Raw genomic sequence first — 19849 nt, 5'->3', positions numbered from 1 at the left:
CCTTAACGAGGAACCCAACCGAGGGTACGCTGCGCCAGCGCGTCGCGCGCCGGGGTAAATAATTCCATCGCCATCAGACCCACGTTACGCCCCGCCACCAGCGGCGCCCAACGATTAGCGAACAGATGCACCAGCCCATCGGTCACGCCGATGGTCGCGGCCTTATCATCCGCTCGCCGCGCCTGATAGTGACAAAGAAGTGAGTAATCGCCGGGATCCTGTCCGTTAGCGCCGGCCTGGGCCAGCGTTTCCGCCAGGCTCATCACATCCCGCAGACCGAGATTAAAGCCCTGCCCGGCGATGGGATGCAGCGTCTGCGCCGCATTACCGACCAGCACCAGGCGATGGGAAACCGGGCGCGTAGCGGTAGTCAACGTCAATGGATAAACGCTGCGCTTCCCGGTATGAGTGATGCGCCCCAGCCGCCAGCCAAATGCCTGCTGCAGCTGCTCGCAAAATTGCGCGTCGGACCAACCCAGAACCTCATCGCGCCGCGACTGCGGGTGACACCATACCAACGAACAGCGTCCGTGTGACATCGGCAGCATGGCCAGCGGACCATGTTCGGTGAAGCGTTCAAAGGCGCGCCCTTCATGGGGCAACGCCGTGCTGACGTTGGCAATAATCGCCAGCTGCTGGTAAGGCTGCTGCTGCCAGCTCATGCCGCAGCGAGCGCCCAGCGTCGAGCGCGAACCATCGGCGGCAACCAGCAGTTGGCCGGCGATCGTCTCGCCGCTGTCCAGGGTGATGCTGACGCCCTCCTCCCACCGGGTGACGTCTTCGACTTTCGCCGGGCAGTGTAAGGTAATGCCCGGCGCTTCGCGCAGTTGCGCAAACAATCGCTGGCCGATATCGTGCAGCTCGACCACCTGCCCCAGCGCCGCCAGTCCGTAGTCCTGCGCATCGAGCGTCACGAATCCCGCATGCCCACGATCGCTGACGTGAACACGCTGAATCGGCGTCGCGCAATCGGCAATGCCTTGCCAGATGCCGGTACGCGCCAGCTGCTGGCAGGTCCCCGCCGCCAGCGCAATCGCACGGGCATCAAACCCCGGATGCTGCGACGAGTCCGGCTGCGCGGCCTCGACCAGATGCACCGGGAGCGCGCCGTGGGTTAAGCGCGAGATAGCTAACGCCAGGGTTGCCCCGGTCATCCCTCCGCCAACAATCAGGATGCTCATGACCGCCGTGCCGCCGCCATCAGCGCCTCAATATCATCAGCTTTTTTCACCACGCCGGCGGTGAGGTTTTCATTGCCGTCTTCGGTGATGACGATATCGTCTTCAATACGCACGCCAATGCCGCGATACTGTGGCGGCACATCGGCGTCGACGGCAATGTAGAGACCCGGCTCAACGGTCAACACCATGCCCGGCTCAAGGAGACGCGAGCGATCGACATCGTAGTGGCCGACATCATGGACATCGAGTCCCAGCCAGTGGCTCAGGCCATGCATAAAGTACGGACGGTGGGCATTGTTTGCCATCAGCTCGTCGACATCCCCTTTCAGGATGCCGAGACGCACCAGACCGGTAATCATAATGCGCACCACTTCCTGGTTAACCTGCTGAATGGAGGTGCCAGGACGGTAAAGCTCCAGCGCGGTTTCCAGCGACTCGAGGACAATATCGTAAATCTCGCGCTGCGCCGGGCTGAATTTACCGTTCACCGGGAAGGTGCGAGTGATATCGCCCGCGTAGCCGCGGTATTCGCAGCCGGCGTCAATCAGCACCAAATCGCCATCGCGCAGCTCGGATTCGTTTTCCGTGTAATGGAGAATACAGCCGTTTTCTCCACCGCCCACGATGGTGTTATAGGAGGGGAAACGGGCGCCGTGGCGGCTGAATTCATGCAGAATTTCCCCTTCCAGCTGGTATTCGAACAGGCCCGGACGGCATTTCTGCATTGCGCGGGTATGAGCCAGCGCGGAAATTTCGCCAGCGCGGCGCATCACCTCCAGCTCTTCCGGCGATTTAAACAGGCGCATCTCATGCACCATCGGCCGCCAGTCAATCACCGAACCGGGCGCCTGCAGATTCTGGCGCACGCCTTTACGCAGTTTTTCCAGCGCGTTGAAGACGATTTTGTCAGCATAGGCATATTCGCCCTGGGCAAAATAGATCGCATCAAGGCCGTTAAGCAGCTGGAATAGCTGCTGGTTAATTTCGCTGAACGCCAGAGCGCGGTCGACGCCCAGCTTCGACGGCGCGGCCTCCTGCCCCAGACGACGGCCGAACCAGATCTCTGCGGTCAGATCGCGGACGCGGTTAAACAGCACGCTATGGTTGTGGGTGTCGTCGCTTTTAATCAACACCAGCAGGGCTTCCGGCTCATTAAATCCCGTGAAGTACCAAAAATCGCTGTTCTGCCGGTAGGGGTACTCTGAATCTGCGCTGCGGACCGCTTCCGGTGCGGCGAAAATCAGCGCGGCGCTGCCTGGCTGCATCTGCGCCAGCAATGCCTGGCGACGAGAAAGAAATTCCTGCTGTGTCATGACGCCCCCTCAACAAATTATCGTTAGTGTAATGTTGGCTTGCGAACTTCCGGTGCGGTTGGCTGCTGGCGAGAAAAGGTTTCGTGGCACAGCAGCGCAGCGACGCGCACGTACTCGATAATCTCTTCCAACGACATCTCCAGCTCTTCCTGATCTTCGTCTTCGTCGTACCCCAGTTGCGCAATGTTACGCAGGTCGTCGATGGCTTCACCGGTTTCGTCTTTGATTTTATCCAGTTTAGGCTGCGTAACGCCCAGGCCGAGCAGGAAATGGTTAACCCAACCGGCCAGCGCGTCGGCGCGTTCAAACACGCTTACCGCGTCACCTTCCGGTAAATAGAGCTGGAACAAGAAACCGTCGTCTTCCAGCGAGTCGCTGGTCACGGAATGTATGGTGCGCAGAGACTCGGCCAGCTCGTGACCAAATGCGAGGCCTTCGTTTGTCAGGTCGTGCACCAGCGGCTGCCAGCTGCTGTCTTTATTGCCGCCGCACAGGATCCCACTGATCAAACCGTGCATTTCGGCCGGGGTTAAGCCCACGCCCTGTTGGTTCAGTAACTGGTCTACAGCGTTGTAACCAGGCATTTCGTTCTGTATAGACATGCGCATTCGTCATCGTTGGGAGGAATATTCATGGTATGCTACCACTTTGGACCCTGGTGAACCAGAATAGGGCTTGTACCTTCGCACCAGGGTAGCTATAGTGTCGCCCCTTTGCAGTCCCGGATTCGGGTGTGAAGGCCGCGCAGTCAATCAGCAGGAAGGTGGCATGTCTGCACAACCCGTCGATCTCCAAATTTTTGGCCGTTCACTCCGCGTGAATTGCCCGCCTGAACAAAGGGATGCCTTGAATCAGGCAGCTGATGACCTGAATCAGCGGTTGCAAGATTTAAAAGAACGCACTAGAGTCACAAATACTGAGCAGCTGGTCTTCATCGCCGCGTTGAACATCAGCTATGAGTTGACTCAGGAAAAAGCGAAAACCCGCGATTACGCCTCCAGCATGGAACAGCGTATTCGGATGCTACAGCAGACCATCGAACAAGCGTTGCTTGAGCAAGGTCGCATAAGCGAAAGAACCGGGCCGAAGTTTGAATAACACTTTGCAGTTAACTGTGTTAGAGTAAGCGCAAGAACAAAATTTCTCTGAGATGTTTGCAAGCGGGCCAGTCCCCTGAGCCGATATTTCATACCACAAGAATGTGGCGCTCCATGGTTGGTGAGCATGCTCGGTCCGTCCGAGAAGCCTTAAAACTGTGACGACGCATTCACCTTGAACCAAGGGTTCAAGGGTTACAGCCTGCGGCGGCATCTCGGAGATTCCCTTCTTTTCAGTTCCATCCCTCGTGCTTCCTTTTCGGTTTTTATCACCTTGTGTATTACACTACGCCTACAGGCAACTGACCCACGTATTATCGTGCTCATGCTAAATCAGGCGACCCGTCATGACTCAACTTTCTGACACGCAAACTACCCGACAGCTGATTCGTCAACAGATTCGCCAGCGACGACGCGCGCTGACGGCAGAACAGCAGGCGCAGTTCGCCCGCCAGGGTGCCGATCGCGTGATGGCATATCCGCCCGTCGCGCAGGCGCAAACCGTCGCCCTGTTTCTGTCATTTGATGGCGAACTCGATACCCGACCGCTGATTGATCGGCTGTGGCGGGCCGGCAAGCAGGTTTATCTGCCCGTACTCCACCCGTTCAGCCCGGGAAATCTGCTGTTTTTGCGCTATCACCCGCGCAGCGAACTGGTGACCAACCGGCTGAAAATCGACGAGCCGAAGCTCGATGTACGCGACGTCCTGCCGCTGGGCCGGCTCGATGTCCTGATGGTCCCGCTGGTTGCCTTTGATACCGCCGGACAGCGGCTGGGGATGGGAGGCGGCTTCTACGACCGAACATTACAGAACTGGCAGGATTATTCCCTGCAGCCTGTTGGCTATGCCCACGATTGCCAGCAGGTCGACGCACTGCCCACTGAGCACTGGGATATTCCACTGCCCGCGGTGATTACCCCCTCGGCGCTGTGGCAGTGGCCATAAGCTATGGCGTACCGAGCTTCTTCAGTTGCCGGTTATGCCATCCGCTAAGCAACAAGATCGTCGTCAGCGCCCCCAGCAACGCGCAGAACATATCCGACTGCGTGTCCCACGGATCGCCCTGGGTGCCGAGAAAATCATCCGCCCCTTGCCCCATCGCCAGTGCCGCCCACCATTCGATAAGCTCGTAGGTGGCGCTGATCGCCAGCGCAATGCAGCACACCAGAAACGAGAGCATCTTGCGCCCGCGCACATAGCCGCCGCGCAGCAGAATTTCCCGCGCCGCCAGCGCCGGAACCAACCCCTGGAAAAAGTGGCCAAGCTTATCGTACGGATTACGACTTAAATTCAGCCACGCCTGCACATCAAATCCAATCGGCACTTTCGCATACGTATACATCCCCCCAACCATCAAAATAATGGCATGGAAGAAGATAAGCGTGTAGAGGAGCGGCGTGAGCGGGTAGCGTGAACGCGTCACAAGCAGCAGCGGAACGATGATAATGACCGGCGTCACTTCCATCAGCCAGGTGAGGCTATCGTGGGTGCCAAACCCCGTCCATGCCAGAATCAGCAACAGCAGGAAGACACCGGTATTCTGTAGCGATGTGCTCATCATGTAAAAGGATCCCCGCAGGGATCCTTGCGTCAATCAGAACAGCAGACGGGCGCGAATGGTGCCCGGAATCGCCTTCATGGCCTGCAGCGCCTGCTGGGCCACATCTTCTTCGGCCTCAATATCAATAACCACGTAGCCCATCTGCGGCGTGGTTTGCAGATACTGTGCTGCGATGTTGATGCTCTGCGCGGCAAAGATCTGGTTGATAGCGGTCAGCACGCCGGGACGGTTTTCGTGGATGTGCAGCAAACGACGACCGCCGTGCAGCGGCAGAGAAACTTCCGGGAAGTTCACCGCTGAAAGGGTCGAACCGTTATCGGAATACTTCGCCAGCTTACCGGCCACTTCCAGACCGATATTCTCCTGCGCTTCCTGAGTTGAGCCGCCGATGTGCGGCGTCAGGATCACGTTGTCAAACTCGCACAGCGGCGAGCTGAACGGATCGCTGTTGGTCGCCGGTTCGGTCGGGAACACATCAATCGCCGCGCCCGCCAGATGCTTACGCGCCAGGGCATCGCACAGCGCCGGGATATCCACGACCGTACCGCGCGAGGCGTTGATCAACAGCGCGCCGGGTTTCATCAGCGCCAGCTCTTGCGCGCCCATCATATTTTTGGTGGAGGCGTTTTCCGGCACATGCAGACTAACCACATCGCTCATATTCAGCAGGTCGGAGAGGTGCTGGACCTGGGTAGCGTTGCCCAGCGGCAGTTTGCTTTCGATATCATAGAAATAGACGTGCATCCCCAGAGATTCAGCCAGAATACCCAGCTGCGTACCGATGTGCCCGTAACCGATGATCCCCAGTTTTTTGCCACGCGCTTCAAAACTGCCTACCGCCAGCTTGTTCCACACGCCGCGGTGCGCTTTCGCGTTAGCTTCCGGTACGCCGCGCAGCATCAGCAGCAGTTCGCCAATGACCAGCTCGGCAACGGAGCGGGTATTTGAGAACGGCGCATTGAAAACGGGAATCCCGCGTTTCGCTGCCGCGTCTAAATCAACCTGGTTGGTGCCGATGCAGAAACAGCCGACCGCCACCAGTTTTTCCGCGGCGGCGAAGATCTCTTCAGTCAGATGAGTACGGGAACGCAGGCCAATGAAATGGGCATCACGGATCGACGCTTTCAGCTCTTCGCTGTCCAGCGCGCCTTTATGAAATTCGATGTTGGTGTAGCCCGCCGCGCGGAGATTCTCCACCGCTTTTTGATGCACACCTTCAACCAGTAGAAACTTAATCTTGTCTTTTTCCAGTGATACCTTAGCCATTTCCCCGTCCTGTTTTGTCTTATCTGATGTCGTGCTGAACGAAAGTTCTTCTCAGCAACATATCAAAAAAAACTATCGCGGCAATATGAACGTTTGCGTCGACGACCTGAAGAAATATCACGCAGAGGGAAATGGCAGGACAAAACACCAGAAAGAAAAGAAAAGGTAGATTGTTACTAAGCCTGGTTGCATAAATGTGACAGAAGTCACCAAATTTAGCCTGGAGAAAAAATATTTGCGAGGGAGCCATTCGCTCCCCCGATTATATTATTTTACGATGGTTTTTACGCCATCGGCGGTTCCAATCAGTGCCACATCCGCTCCGCGGTTGGCAAACAGGCCGACGGTGACGACGCCAGGAATACCGTTAATTTTGTTTTCCAGAGCGATGGCATCAAGAATTTCCAGGCCGAAGACGTCAAGAATCACGTTACCGTTATCGGTCACCACCCCCTGGCGATACTCCGGACGGCCGCCCAGCTTCACCAGCTCGCGCGCGACAGCGCTACGCGCCATCGGAATGACTTCGACCGGCAGCGGGAATTTGCCCAGAATATCCACCTGCTTGGAGGCATCGGCGATGCAGATAAACTTGTCTGCTACCGAGGCGATAATCTTTTCGCGAGTTAACGCCGCCCCACCGCCTTTGATCATCTGCATATGGCCATTAATCTCGTCGGCGCCATCAACATAGATCCCCAGGCGGTCAACGCTGTTCAGATCGAAAACCGGAATGCCAAGGCTTTTCAGTTTTTCGGTGGAGGCATCAGAGCTGGAGACCGCGCCTTCAATCTGCCCTTTCATGGTGCCCAGCGCATCGATAAAATGCGCGGCCGTGGAGCCCGTACCGACACCGACGATGGTGCCCGGTTGTACATACTGCAATGCCGCCCAGCCTACTGCTTTTTTCAGTTCATCTTGCGTCATGATTATGGTCCGAGATGTGAATACCTGTGGCGCATTATAGAACACCGGGAGGGGAATTGTCCCTGCGGCAGGGTCACACAACTGAACAGACCATTTTTCATCTTCATCAAAAACGAATTTATGTCATAGTGCGAGTTAATGAAAAGTGATAGGGGTACGCCAGAATAATGAAACGACCGGACTACAGAACACTACAGGCGCTGGATGCGGTGATAAGAGAACGTGGGTTTGAGCGCGCCGCGCAGAAGCTCTGCATTACACAGTCCGCCGTCTCTCAGCGTATTAAACAGCTGGAAAATATGTTCGGCCAACCGCTGCTGGTGCGTACCGTGCCGCCGCGTCCGACCGAACAAGGGCAGAAACTGCTGGCCCTGCTGCGTCAGGTTGAGCTGCTGGAAGAGGAGTGGCTGGGCGATGAACAGACCGGCTCTACACCGCTGTTGCTGTCGCTGGCGGTCAACGCCGACAGTCTGGCCACCTGGCTGCTGCCCGCGCTGTCTAATGTCCTTTCCGACTCCCCTATCCGCCTCAATCTGCAGGTGGAGGATGAAACCCGCACTCAGGAACGCTTACGTCGCGGTGAAGTGGTCGGCGCGGTGAGTATTCAGCCGCAGGCGTTGCCGAGCTGCCTGGTGGATCAGCTCGGGGCGCTGGACTATCTGTTCGTCGCCTCGAAAGAGTTTGCGCAACGCTATTTCCCTAACGGCGTCACCCGCTCAGCGCTGCTGAAAGCGCCGGTTGTCGCTTTCGATCATCTGGATGATATGCATCAGGCGTTTTTACAGCAGAACTTCGATTTGCCGCCTGGCAGCGTCCCGTGCCATATCGTTAACTCTTCGGAAGCCTTTGTGCAGCTTGCGCGCCAGGGCACGACCTGCTGCATGATCCCGCATCTGCAGATTGAAAAAGAGCTCAACAGCGGCGAGCTTATCGACCTCACGCCGGGACTGTTTCAGCGGCGGATGCTCTACTGGCATCGCTTCGCGCCGGAAAGCCGGATGATGCGCCGGGTCACCGATGCGCTGATCGATTACGGTCACAAGGTACTGCGCCAGGACTAAGCGCGGGTAATAAAAAAGCCACTTCATCTGAAGTGGCTTTTTATTTTATGGCTTACTGTGCCGCATCAGGCTGCTTAGCCGGCGCTGCGGGGGCCGGGGCTGGCTGAGCGGGCTGCAGTTCAAAAACAACATCGACCTGATCGTCAAACTGAATGGTCGCCTGCTCGTAGGTTTCCTGTGCGGAAACCGGGGCCGCATCGGCAGCCTTCATCATGCGTACCATCGGGCTCGGCTGGTAGTTCGACACATGGTAGCGAACGCTATAAACCGGTCCCAGCTTGCTGTGGAAACCTGACGCCAGCTCTTGCGCCTGATGCACCGCGTCATCAATGGCCGCTTTACGCGCTTTGTCTTTATAGGCATCCGGTTGCGCAACGCCCAGCGAAACAGACCGCACTTCATTCAGACCCGCTTTCAGCGCGCCATCCAGCAAACCGTTCAGCTTGTCCAGCTGGCGCAACGTCACTTCGACGGTGCGCACTGCACGATAGCCTTTCAGGATGCTTTTGCCATTCTGATAGTCGTAATCAGGCTGGGTGCGCAGGTTGGCTGAGTTAATATCTTTTTTGGCGATGCCGTTCTTTTCGAGGAAAGAGAGATACTGCGCCACGCGATCGTCGGCCTGCTTTTTCGCCGACGCGGCGTCTTTCGCGGCAACATTCACTTCAATTGCCAGGGTGGCGATATCCGGCACAGCGGCTACGCTGGCGGTCCCCGAAGTCACAATATGCGGGCCATTCGGCAATTCATTTGCCTGTACTGCCATCGCGCTCAATCCGATTGCTGCCGCCAGGGCCATGAGTTTTAACTTCACTGTCGTTTCTCCATCTTACATTGGGTCGCCCGTCTACGGACGCATGTCTGCAAGCTTAACGCGTCCGCGGAGAAAGTCCATCGGACTAAGCCTGGTAAAACAGAGCCTGGACATGCTGGAGACCGTCTTTCGCCAGCTGCAGCGCAATAAACCACATCACCAGGCCGACCAGCACATTAATAATCCGCTGCGCTCGCGCGGTACGTAAGCGTGGCGCCAGCCACGCTGCCAGCAGGGCCAGTCCAAAGAACCACAGGAATGATGCGCTAATGGTGCCTAAGGCAAACCAGCGCTTTGGCTCCACGGCCAGCTGCCCTCCCAGGCTGCCCAGCACGACGAAAGTATCGAGATAGACATGCGGGTTAAGCCAGGTAACCGCCAGCATGGTGACGATAATTTTCCAGCGTCCCTGCTTCATGACTTCCGCACTGGCCAGTTCCAGGTTGCTGCTCAGCGCCGTTCTCAAGGCGCCGAAACCATACCAGAGCAGAAAGGCCACGCCTCCCCAGGTGACCAGCGCCAGCAGCCACGGCGACTGCATCAGCAACGCGCTACCGCCAAAAATACCGGCGCAAATCAGCAGCAGATCGCTCAACGCGCACAGCAACGCGATCATCAAATGATACTGCCGGCGAATCCCCTGATTCATCACAAACGCATTTTGCGGACCGAGCGGCAAAATCATAGCCGCTCCCAGGGCAAGCCCCTGAAAGTAATACGATAACATGGTGTTTTTTCCGGTAGGTCGTTAATGCCGGGGAATATAGCGCGATAAAATCATTAGAGGAAATTGAAAATTTTAATCATTAATAAGTTTAACTAATACAGCAGTAGCAATAAAGGCCAGCATCGCTGGCCTCTGGATCAGCGGCTGAATTACTCCACTTTCTCCTGCGGACGAACCATATGAACATCCATCTGCGGGTACGGGAAGCTGATGCCGTTAGCGTCAAACTCGCGTTTAATACGCTCCAGCACATCCCAGTATACGCTTTGCAGATCGCTGCTCAGACTCCAGACGCGCACCACATAGTTCACCGACGACGCCCCCAGTTCATGCAGACGTACGGTCATTTCGCGATCTTTGAGAATACGATCTTCCGATTCGATAATACGGGTGAGCAGCTGCTTGACTTTATCGATATCGGCATCGTAGGACACGCCGATAATAAATTCGTTGCGCCGCGCCGGCTCACGGGAAAAGTTAATGATATTACCGGCGATAATTTTACCGTTCGGAACCACCACAATTTTACCGTCGGCCGTACGCATGGTCGTAGAGAAAATCTGCACGCTCAATACCGTACCGGCGACGCCGCCGAGATCGACATACTCACCCGCGCGGAACGGGCGGAACATCACCAGCAGTACGCCAGCGGCCAGGTTAGACAGCGATCCTTGCAGCGCCAGACCTACGGCTAAACCGGCGGCACCGAGGACGGCGATCACCGATGCCGTCTGCACGCCTACGCGGCCTAATGCGGCAATCAGGGTGAACGCGACAACGGCATAGCGTACCAGGGCGGACAGAAAATCGGCAACGGTCGCATCAATCTTACGCGCCAGCATCAGTCGGTTCACCGTATTAGAGATGACCCGTGCCACAATCATACCGACGATAATAATCGCGATAGCGGCAACGATATTGACGGCATAGCTCAGCAGTAATTCCTGATTGCGCACCAGCCAGGAACTGGCGTTGTGTAGGCTATCGCCAACGTTCAACTCTTCCATTTAATCTTCCTTATGAATACCCGTAGGGGGAATAAAAAACCCAACCTGTACAGCGACAGGTTAACTAAGGGTAAACAATATGCACATGATTTGCCAAGTTGATCACAATTCTCAGCGAGATATCGCGTTGTTCAGCCATAAAAAAAGCCCGCTATTCAGCGGGCTTTCTGGCAAGAAACAGACGTTTCTTACAGAACGTCGATCGCGTTCAGCTCTTTAAATGCCTGCTCCAGACGCGTCACCATGGACGTCTGTGCAGCACGCAGCCATACGCGCGGATCGTAGTATTTCTTGTTCGGCTGGTCTTCGCCTTTCGGGTTGCCCAGCTGGCCCTGCAGGTAAGCTTCGTTGGTTTTGTAGTACTGCAGGATACCGTCCCAGGTTGCCCATTGGGTATCGGTATCGATGTTCATTTTGATAACGCCGTAGCTTACGGAGTCTTTGATTTCCTGAGCGGAAGAACCGGAACCGCCGTGGAAGACGAAGTTCAGGCTGTTGTGCGGCAGGTTGTGTTTCTTAGAAACATATTCCTGAGAATCGCGCAGGATGGTCGGAGTCAGCACGACGTTACCCGGCTTGTACACGCCGTGTACGTTACCGAAGGAAGCCGCGATAGTGAAACGCGGGCTGATTTTGCTCAGTTCAGTGTAAGCGTAATCAACGTCTTCCGGCTGAGTGTACAGAGCAGAAGCGTCCATGTGGCTGTTGTCCACGCCGTCTTCTTCGCCACCGGTGCAACCCAGTTCGATTTCCAGAGTCATGTCCATTTTGGCCATGCGCGCCAGATATTTAGAGCAGATTTCGATGTTTTCGTGCAGAGACTCTTCAGACAGGTCAATCATGTGAGAAGAGAACAGCGGTTTGCCGGTAGCAGCGAAGTGTTTTTCACCCGCGTCCAGCAGGCCGTCGATCCACGGCAGCAGTTTCTTCGCGCAGTGGTCGGTGTGCAGAATAACCGGCACGCCGTAGTGTGCAGCCATCTGGTGAACGTGATGTGCGCCAGAGATAGCACCCAGGATTGCTGCGCCCTGAGGAACGTCAGTTTTCACGCCTTTGCCCGCGATAAACGCTGCGCCGCCGTTGGAGAACTGAACGATAACCGGAGAACGAACTTTTGCAGCAGCTTCCAGAACGGCGTTGATGGAGTCAGTACCCACACAGTTAACCGCTGGCAGAGCAAAGTTATTTTCTTTAGCTACCTGGAACACTTTCTGAACGTCATCACCAGTGATCACGCCAGGTTTTACGAAATCAAAAATTTTAGACATGTTACGTAGTCCTGTATCTTCGGCCGTTTATGCTCGCCATCATTCGTGCGGCAGTCCTCTGGCTTACCTCGCTTACCCCGGTTACGTAAGAACCTGGCGTTCGCGCTGTCGCCACCTTCCGGCAACACGAATTATTTAGAGCAACAAATTGAATTTTATTTGCAAAACAGGCGGGATTTCCCCGCCTGATCAGACTTACTTCTTAGCGCGCTCTTCAAGCATAGCTACTGCTGGCAGGACTTTACCTTCCACGAATTCGAGGAATGCGCCGCCGCCAGTGGAGATGTAGGAAATTTTGTCCGCAATGCCGAACAGGTCAATCGCTGCCAGGGTGTCACCACCGCCAGCGATGGAGAAACCTTCGCTGTCAGCGATGGCGTTAGCCACGATTTCAGTCCCTTTACGGAAGTTCGGGAATTCGAATACGCCAACCGGACCATTCCACAGAATAGTTTTAGCGTTTTTCAGGATATCAGCCAGTTTCTGTGCAGAAACATCGCCCAGGTCCAGGATCTGCTCGTCATCTTTGATGTCGTTAACAGATTTCAGCGTCGCGGTAGCCGTTTCGGAGAACTCAGTTGCCACGCGAACGTCGGTCGGAACCGGGATATCGCAGGTGGTCAGCAGGCGTTTCGCTTCGTCAACCAGGTCAGCTTCGTACAGGGATTTACCCACGTTGTGGCCCTGAGCGGCAACGAAGGTGTTGGCGATGCCACCACCGACGATCAGCTGGTCAGCGATTTTAGACAGGGAATCCAGAACGGTCAGTTTGGTGGAAACTTTAGAACCACCTACGATGGCAACCATCGGGCGAGCCGGTTCTTTCAGCGCTTTACCCAGCGCGTCCAGTTCGGCGGCCAGCAGCGGGCCTGCGCACGCAACATCGGCGAATTTACCGATACCGTGGGTAGAGGCCTGCGCACGGTGTGCAGTACCGAAGGCGTCCATGACGAACACGTCGCACAGCGCCGCGTATTTTTTGGACAGCGCTTCGTCGTCTTTCTTCTCGCCTTTGTTGAAGCGAACGTTTTCCAGAACAACCAGTTCACCGGCTGCAACTTCAACGCCATCCAGGTAATCTTTAACCAGACGTACCGGGTTAGACAGTTTGTCTTTCAGGTAATTAACAACCGGCAGCAGAGAGAATTCTTCGTTGTACTCGCCTTCGGTCGGACGACCCAGGTGAGAAGTGACCATCACTTTAGCACCCTGTTTCAGCGCCAGCTCAATGGTCGGCAGAGAAGCACGGATACGCGCGTCGCTGGTTACTTTCCCGTCTTTGACTGGTACGTTCAGATCGGCACGGATAAAAACGCGTTTACCAGCCAGATCCAGATCGGTCATCTTAATTACAGACATGGTGAATCCTCTCAATGATTCTTAAAGTTTTGCAGACGCCATACGCTCCATCGCGAACAATGTTGCGCAGGGATGTCTCACCTGAAACCAATAACGGCCATCGCTAACGTCGTGTCGAGCATCCGGTTAGCAAAGCCCCATTCATTATCACACCAGACCAATGTTTTGATCAGATGAGCACCACTGACTCGGGTTTGGGTGCCATCAACGATGGCGCTGTGCGGGTCGTGGTTGAAATCTATCGAGACCAACGGCAATTCCGTATAGTCAACTATACCATGAAATGCACCTTGTGCTGCTTTTTGCAGCAACTGGTTGACTTCATTAGCCTTTACAGGTTTTTTCACCGTCACGCTAAGGTCAATCGCCGTCACATTAATCGTCGGTACGCGGACCGCAATCGCCTCGAAACGGTCATTAAACTGCGGGAAAATTCGCGTGATCCCCGCAGAGAGTTTGGTATCAACCGGAATAATCGACTGGCTGGCCGCGCGCGTACGGCGCAGATCCGGATGATAAGCGTCGATCACCTGTTGATCGTGCATGGCGGAGTGGATTGTCGTTACCGTTCCTGACTCAATGCCGTAGGCATCATCTAACAGTTTTATGACCGGGATAATGCAGTTGGTCGTGCAGGAGGCGTTGGAGACAATACGGTGCTCCGTACGCAACTCATCATGGTTCACGCCAAATACAACGGTCGCGTCGAGATCGCTGCTGCCGGGATGGGAAAAGAGCACTTTCTTTGCCCCTGCCCGAATATGGGCTTCGCCATGCTCACGGCTGCCGTAAACACCGGTGCAATCGAGAACAATATCAACCGCCAGCTCCTGCCAGGGCAGCGCCTCAATCGAAGGTTCATGCAGCAGGCGTATGGCATCATCGCCGACATACAGCTGCTCTCTCTCCTGGCGAACATCCCAGGCAAAGCGCCCATGGCTGGTGTCATATTTCAACAAATGCGCGATGCCCGCGGCATCCGCCAGCTCGTTGATTGCCACCACGGTAATTTCCGCACGACGCCCGGATTCATATAAAGCGCGAACCACGTTGCGTCCTATGCGACCGAAGCCATTAATCGCGATGCGTATGGTCATAGGTCTCCTGCAAGGTTGTCCCTGATTTGAGATGGCTGACAGAGTAATCCAGCCACGCCCGAAGGGAAACCTTACCCGTCGCAAACTGCGACTGATTGATTAATTGTCGAACATTTAATCGACTGAAACGCTTCAGCTAGAATAAGCGAATCAGGGAATAAAAGGAATGACTGTCCAGCCAAAGAAGGCAGTTATCTGACGTACGTCACATTTTACCTACTGAGACGGGGGGCAATTATCCCAGTAAGTCGTAATAATCATTACGGCATAACTGGAATAATTTACCTTCACGCAATCCGATACTCACCTGATTCCAGCATCTCCAGCGTCAGGTCGCCAGGCCGGCTAGTTTCCAGGACCCGACGAACATTCGGTCCGTCGGTACGCTCATAAAATGCCTCAGCATCAGCTCGCGATAATCCACCAGCCAGTTTACGGCCCACCAGTCGTGTACGAAGCGCATTGGCTGGGGCGCGAATAAACAGCGAGTAATCACAAAACGCAGCTAACGCTCGCCATCTTTCGTCATCGCGCAATAACCAGTTTCCTTCCACAATCACAATCGGCGCCGTCACTGTGATGGCTGCTTCTACCGGATCATGCTTTTGCCGGTCATATTGCGGCCAGCATCCTTCCCCTTCCCTTATCTGGCGCAGATTCTGCGCAAGTTTCCCCACATCAAAGGTTTCCGGCGCCCCTTTGTAGGCCCGCAGATTATGGGTATCCAGCCAGCTGTTATAATGATGGAAGCCATCCATCGGCAGCGTCTGGATCTCCGGCAAGCAAGGATCATGGCGAGAGAGGTATTCCCAGAAACTTGTCAGCGTCGATTTACCCGTCCCCGGCGGTGCGCTGAGAAAAACGATCGTTCGTCGCTGCGGGTTAGCGGCATGTATTTTTGACAGCTGCTGCAATAACGGTTTGTGAACGTTCTGTATCTCATCATCCTGGTAATGTGCTTCAACCTGGAGCCCATTCACCGTTAGTTCGATTTTCACGGCGTTAATTCCTTTAAAATCGCCGTCACTGCCAGCGTCATTGCCGTCTTGACCATTGCGCTAAAGCGCACTTCAGACCACGCAGCAAAGTCAGCAAACTTCATCGACTCCAGCGCACCATAAAGGGTCGCGTTGCGGGTGATACTGTTGACGTTGCTGACAAAATCCCAGGTAATGTCATCGGCAAAACCGGGGATATTATCCTGCTCGTTCAGGTACTGATAAAACTGAGAAAAATGGGTAATGTCGGCATAAAGCCACTTATCCATTTTCCCCAGCGCATAAATCAGACGTAACGCAACGTCGATATCGTCAAGCGGCCCACTCTGGGCGAGTAACGGCTTCACTGCATATTCCACGATCTCTTCATCGTTATTGACGAACAGCGACGGTAGAAAGCGCTTAATGCCCTGGAGCAAAATGTTATGTGCCGTCGTCATAAACGAGAGTAAATTATTTTGAGCATCCAGTTGCTCAAGCACATCGTCTTCTGTCAGCGTCGTCATTCGTTTCTCGATGAATCACCATGAATGCAGGGAGTCTATTATATTACACGTTCGATCCGCGCCGCCGATCAGTAAAGTTTGCGTGCGCACACCATTCGCAACCTGTTGGATCCCTTTAACAAGATCGCCGCCCGTGACCCCCGTCGCGCTGAAGAGGATCTCATTTCCCCCTACCAGTTCGTCGAGCGTATAGATTCGGTTGATCTCAACGCCCATCTCCGCGCAGCGCTGACGTTCCTGGGTTGCAATCAGACGATGATCTGCGCTATCCCCTTTCGCTTCGCAAAAATCGATCAGCTCAGCCTGCATATCGCCCCTCAGCGCTTTAACCGCACAGGCTGAAATAACCCCTTCAGGCGCCCCGCCAATGGTATACATCAGGTCATAGGGATTATCTTGCATACAGGCCAGCACGCTGGCGGCAACATCGCCATCGGGCAGAGCAAAAACCTTGACGCCAAGTCGTGTCGCCTCAGCAATCGCCGGTTGAAGGCGCGGTTTATCCAGCGTCACCATACGCAGTCGCTCCAGCGGTTTGCCCAACGCCTCTGCTACATTACGCAGATTGTCTGCCAACGGCAGCGCCAGATTAATCGCCCCTTTGGCGCAACGATTAACAACCAGTTTTCTCATGTACATATCTGGGGCGTGTAACAAACTGCCACGGGGTGCAAACGCCATGACGGCCAGGGCGTTGCTTTGCCCCATCGCCACCATTCGGGTTCCTTCGATAGGATCGACGGCGATATCTACCTCAGGCCCGACGCCGTTTCCCACCTCTTCACCAATCCACAGCATCGGGGCTCGATCAATCTCGCCTTCGCCAATGACGATTCGTCCACGGATGCCAATACTGTTCAATGCTTCCCGCATTGCCGTCACGGCCAGACCGTCAATCTTGTTTTTATCGCCGCACCCGGTTTGTGGCCAGGCGGCCAGCGCAGCCTGCTCCGTGATGCGAAATAGCGGCCATGCCAGCGACATCATATCGCCGCCTCCCCGATATCAACGCCAAAGTGCGCCAAAAGGTATTTTTCTGCCTTTTCATTCCAGATACCGTGCGTCTCTTCCACCAGCTGCGCCAGTTCTTTGAATAATGGGTCAGTTTTCCCTTTCTCCGCAAAATCAGCAATGGCAGTCAACGGCATGGTAACGCCGTTATATATAAGCTTTTTACCCCCGGGGATCGCAGGTAAATTCAGTACGGTTTCCGGAACCGCATCAAGGCCGCCAATGTGCGTCACCATAAACGACGGTTGCAGCTGGCCGGTTGCACTGAGCGCAATTGCCTCTTTCATATCATCCGTTGAACCACCGGATGTCCCGACAACGTGAGTACTGTTGTAGTGCACGTTATAAAAATTAAACGGCACTTTGAAGTGACTGTCCGTAGGGCCGGCAAAGAAGTTCAGGCAACCATCTTCCGCGAGCAAATCATCAGCCATTTCAATGACTGCAGGCACTGCCGCATACACAAAGATATCATCAAAACCTATGTCATTGGTTAACGCACGCAGCATCGCTGTCGGAGAATCCATGCCGGAAGTATTCACATAGATAAGCTCAATCCCCTTTTCTGCCGCCAGCTCAACCGGCAACAGTTTTTTAGCCTGCGCCAGTCGCGCTTCGTCAATATCGACCACCACCACGCGTGACGGCTGAATACTGCCGTTAATGGCATAATCTATTGCGCCAATACCCATCGGCCCGGCGCAGGCCAGAAGGGCAATGCTTCCCCCCGGCTTAATCCCCATACGATGCTCATAGACGTAAGGCGTCGTATGATAGTTTGCGTTATAGGCGCCAATAATGCAGCACATCGGTTCTGCCAGTGAGGCGGCGGCAAAGTAAGATCCGTGGTAAGGCAAAACGCATCCCAGGTTAATCGCGACCTCCGGGATAATCATATATGTCGCATTGCCGCCAAAATATTCATAGCTGTACCCCGCTGAATAGCCACTTGGCAATCCCATCGCGGGTTGCAAAACAAAACGCTGACCTTTCTTATATTTATCCGTCAGGTTTTTTCCAACCTCAACAATGATACCTGCACATTCATGCCCGGTAATAACCGGATGATTTTCCAGATCGTCCGGTACGCGTTTATGATCGCTCCCTAAGGCTGCCGCTTTCCAGGTGGATAAACAAACGCTATCGGATATTACGCTGACTAATAATTCATTATCTGTAATGGCAGGCAGTTCAAACTCGCGGATACGAATATCCTGCTTGCCATATATGGCAGCAACTTTCGTTTTCATATTCACTCCAATAATAGAATAGGGTTAGTTCGCAGTAATGCGTTTAAATAAATCGTCCAACAGTGGGTCACCAATATAATTTTTAATCAGCACTAATGGCTTGTCACTCACACGTTTAACACGACCTTCAAGACTGGCATGGGTGACAATAATATCGGCATCTTGCGGAACGTTTTCGATGGCGTAATGCGTTACATTAATATTCAATCCCGCTTTTTCCAGACGTTTACGAAACGTGGTTGCCCCCATGGCACTGGAACCCATTCCCGCATCACAAACAAAAGCGACGCGTTTAATATTTTTATAAGAAAACTTACCTTCCTGCTTCATTGCCTTGACGGTTCTGGCTGATTCAGCGAAGCCATCTTCACTTTCTGTTTCGACGTTCTTTTCCATTTTCAGGATTAAAGAGGTAATAACAAAGGTGACAATCGTTCCCGCGGTGACTCCTGCAATAGTTGCGAGGAAAGAACCTTTTGGCGTTAATGCCAGGTAAGCGAATATTGAGCCGGGGCTCGGTCCTGCAACCAACCCACCGTTCAGCAGATAGAACACCCACGTCCCGGTCATTCCCCCGGCAATCATACCAATCAGGGTCAGAGGCTTCATCAACACATATGGGAAATACAGTTCATGAATACCACCGAGGAAGTGGATAATCATAGCGCCTGGCGCAGATTTCTTACTCATCCCCTTGCCAAAGATGGCAAAGCCAAGTAACAAACCTAACCCCGGTCCAGGGTTGGATGCCACCATGAAAAAAATCGATTTTCCCGTTTCTGAAGCTTGCTGCATTCCCAGCGGATAATACACGCCCTGATCGATGGCATTGTTCAGAAAGAGGATTTTTGCAGGCTCATTGATCACCGACAGCAACGGCAGATAACCCGCATGAACCAACGCTTCAATACACTCCTTCACAAAATTATTGGCAATGAGAACCGCTGGACCAATGACTTCAAACCCCAGCAAGCATAAAAGCATCCCCGCAATACCAAGTGAGAAGTTATTGATAACCATCTCGAACCCTGCAGGAATGCGTTTTTCCAGCAGCTGGTCAACATGCTTAATCACCCAACCGCCAAGCGGTCCCATCACCATCGCGCCAAGGAACATCGGGATATCCGCGCCCACAATCACGCCAATAGACCCAATACCTCCCATTACCGCGCCACGTTTCCCCCCCACCAGATGCCCCCCTGTGGAGCCAATCATGACGGGCAGTAAATAGGTAATCATCGGACCGACAATTTTGGCGAAATGCTCATTCGGCATCCAACCGGTAGGAATAAACAATGCGGTTATAAAACCCCAGGCAATAAAAGCGCCGATGTTGGGGATGACCATTGCAGTCAAAAACCCACCAAAAGCCTGGACTTTGGCACGAGCAGACTTGTTTTCCAT

20 protein-coding genes and 1 other RNA gene are annotated in these 19849 nt (G+C 54.3%); 4 read left to right on the top strand and 17 right to left on the bottom strand.

Features of this window, described 5'->3' with window-relative positions; genetic code table 11:
- Positions 1–2: 2 nt before the first annotated feature.
- From ubiH to GRPL_RS17190, 3 genes are read right to left on the bottom strand one after another with little or no spacing between them, the layout of a single operon-like run.
- Positions 3–1181: a 2-octaprenyl-6-methoxyphenyl hydroxylase gene (ubiH, locus tag GRPL_RS17180; RefSeq protein WP_032690803.1), complete on the bottom strand. Its 1179-nt coding sequence runs from the start codon at positions 1179–1181 to the stop codon at positions 3–5.
- Positions 1178–2494, bottom strand: coding sequence for a Xaa-Pro aminopeptidase (pepP, locus tag GRPL_RS17185; RefSeq protein ID WP_032698813.1), 1317 nt, complete (start codon positions 2492–2494; stop codon positions 1178–1180). Before pepP ends, ubiH begins: the two co-directional genes overlap by 4 nt.
- Positions 2495–2517: 23 nt before the next feature.
- On the bottom strand, positions 2518–3096 hold the full coding sequence (locus GRPL_RS17190) for a YecA/YgfB family protein (protein WP_015585772.1): 579 nt from the start codon (positions 3094–3096) through the stop codon (positions 2518–2520).
- Positions 3097–3262: 166 nt separating this feature from the next.
- Here GRPL_RS17190 and zapA point away from each other — a divergent pair, with 166 nt between their 5' ends.
- The 3 genes from zapA to GRPL_RS17200 all read left to right on the top strand — a co-directional run bounded on the left by zapA (position 3263) and on the right by GRPL_RS17200 (position 4538).
- Positions 3263–3592: a cell division protein ZapA gene (gene zapA, locus GRPL_RS17195; protein WP_004867406.1), complete on the top strand. Its 330-nt coding sequence runs from the start codon at positions 3263–3265 to the stop codon at positions 3590–3592.
- A 41-nt stretch (positions 3593–3633) separates the two neighbouring features.
- Positions 3634–3817, top strand: a non-coding RNA gene (gene ssrS, locus GRPL_RS26695) — 6S RNA.
- A gap of 121 nt (positions 3818–3938) precedes the next feature.
- On the top strand, positions 3939–4538 hold the full coding sequence (locus GRPL_RS17200; protein ID WP_032696670.1) for a 5-formyltetrahydrofolate cyclo-ligase: 600 nt from the start codon (positions 3939–3941) through the stop codon (positions 4536–4538).
- 1 nt (position 4539) lies between these two features.
- On the opposite strand, the gene GRPL_RS17205 is transcribed toward GRPL_RS17200, so the two are convergent.
- From GRPL_RS17205 to rpiA, 3 genes are all read right to left on the bottom strand, one after another.
- Positions 4540–5154, bottom strand: coding sequence for a DUF2238 domain-containing protein (locus GRPL_RS17205; protein ID WP_032698811.1), 615 nt, complete (start codon positions 5152–5154; stop codon positions 4540–4542).
- 33 nt (positions 5155–5187) lie between these two features.
- Entirely contained in the window at positions 5188–6420 is a 1233-nt protein-coding gene (gene serA, locus GRPL_RS17210) for a phosphoglycerate dehydrogenase (protein ID WP_032690800.1), read from the bottom strand.
- A gap of 267 nt (positions 6421–6687) precedes the next feature.
- Positions 6688–7347, bottom strand: a complete 660-nt coding sequence (gene rpiA, locus GRPL_RS17215) for a ribose-5-phosphate isomerase RpiA (protein WP_004867416.1) — start codon at positions 7345–7347, stop codon at positions 6688–6690.
- A gap of 167 nt (positions 7348–7514) precedes the next feature.
- Between rpiA and argP the strand changes: the two genes are divergently transcribed.
- Entirely contained in the window at positions 7515–8408 is an 894-nt protein-coding gene (argP, locus tag GRPL_RS17220; protein WP_004867418.1) for a DNA-binding transcriptional regulator ArgP, read from the top strand.
- 52 nt (positions 8409–8460) lie between these two features.
- Here the strand turns inward: argP and GRPL_RS17225 are convergent, their stop codons facing one another.
- The 11 genes from GRPL_RS17225 to GRPL_RS17275 form a co-directional block, all read right to left on the bottom strand.
- Entirely contained in the window at positions 8461–9222 is a 762-nt protein-coding gene (locus GRPL_RS17225; protein ID WP_015585769.1) for an oxidative stress defense protein, read from the bottom strand.
- An 85-nt stretch (positions 9223–9307) separates the two neighbouring features.
- On the bottom strand, positions 9308–9949 hold the full coding sequence (gene argO, locus GRPL_RS17230) for an arginine exporter ArgO (RefSeq protein WP_032690799.1): 642 nt from the start codon (positions 9947–9949) through the stop codon (positions 9308–9310).
- Positions 9950–10098: 149 nt separating this feature from the next.
- Positions 10099–10956 carry a small-conductance mechanosensitive channel MscS gene (gene mscS / locus GRPL_RS17235; protein ID WP_032698022.1) on the bottom strand — a complete coding sequence of 286 codons (858 nt, stop codon included), beginning with the start codon at positions 10954–10956 and terminating at the stop codon, positions 10099–10101.
- A 188-nt stretch (positions 10957–11144) separates the two neighbouring features.
- Positions 11145–12224: a class II fructose-bisphosphate aldolase gene (gene fbaA, locus GRPL_RS17240; RefSeq protein ID WP_004867428.1), complete on the bottom strand. Its 1080-nt coding sequence runs from the start codon at positions 12222–12224 to the stop codon at positions 11145–11147.
- 195 nt (positions 12225–12419) lie between these two features.
- Complete coding sequence (gene pgk, locus GRPL_RS17245; RefSeq protein ID WP_032690798.1) at positions 12420–13583, bottom strand: phosphoglycerate kinase; 1164 nt, start codon at positions 13581–13583, stop codon at positions 12420–12422.
- A 77-nt stretch (positions 13584–13660) separates the two neighbouring features.
- Positions 13661–14680 (bottom strand): erythrose-4-phosphate dehydrogenase, encoded by a 1020-nt coding sequence (gene epd, locus GRPL_RS17250; protein ID WP_015585767.1) that lies wholly within the window; start codon positions 14678–14680, stop codon positions 13661–13663.
- Positions 14681–14967: 287 nt separating this feature from the next.
- Entirely contained in the window at positions 14968–15678 is a 711-nt protein-coding gene (locus GRPL_RS17255) for a nucleoside/nucleotide kinase family protein (protein WP_032698024.1), read from the bottom strand.
- Positions 15675–16184 carry an MltR family transcriptional regulator gene (locus tag GRPL_RS17260; RefSeq protein ID WP_016154381.1) on the bottom strand — a complete coding sequence of 170 codons (510 nt, stop codon included), beginning with the start codon at positions 16182–16184 and terminating at the stop codon, positions 15675–15677. Before GRPL_RS17260 ends, GRPL_RS17255 begins: the two co-directional genes overlap by 4 nt.
- A 15-nt stretch (positions 16185–16199) precedes the next feature.
- The gene (gene glpX / locus GRPL_RS17265; protein ID WP_032698809.1) at positions 16200–17171 is read right to left on the bottom strand and encodes a class II fructose-bisphosphatase; all 972 of its coding nucleotides are present in this window, start codon (positions 17169–17171) and stop codon (positions 16200–16202) included.
- Positions 17168–18445 (bottom strand): zinc-binding dehydrogenase, encoded by a 1278-nt coding sequence (locus GRPL_RS17270; RefSeq protein ID WP_032698808.1) that lies wholly within the window; start codon positions 18443–18445, stop codon positions 17168–17170. The genes glpX and GRPL_RS17270 overlap by 4 nt, the downstream gene beginning before the upstream one ends.
- A 24-nt stretch (positions 18446–18469) precedes the next feature.
- Positions 18470–19849, bottom strand: a complete 1380-nt coding sequence (locus GRPL_RS17275; RefSeq protein ID WP_032698807.1) for a PTS mannitol transporter subunit IIBC — start codon at positions 19847–19849, stop codon at positions 18470–18472.

Origin of the sequence: Klebsiella planticola ATCC 33531, from assembly GCF_000735435.1 — a bacterium.
Taxonomy (GTDB): domain Bacteria; phylum Pseudomonadota; class Gammaproteobacteria; order Enterobacterales; family Enterobacteriaceae; genus Klebsiella; species Klebsiella planticola.
Note: the sequence above shows the minus strand (reverse complement) of the source record. Positions and strands in the feature narration are given on the sequence as shown.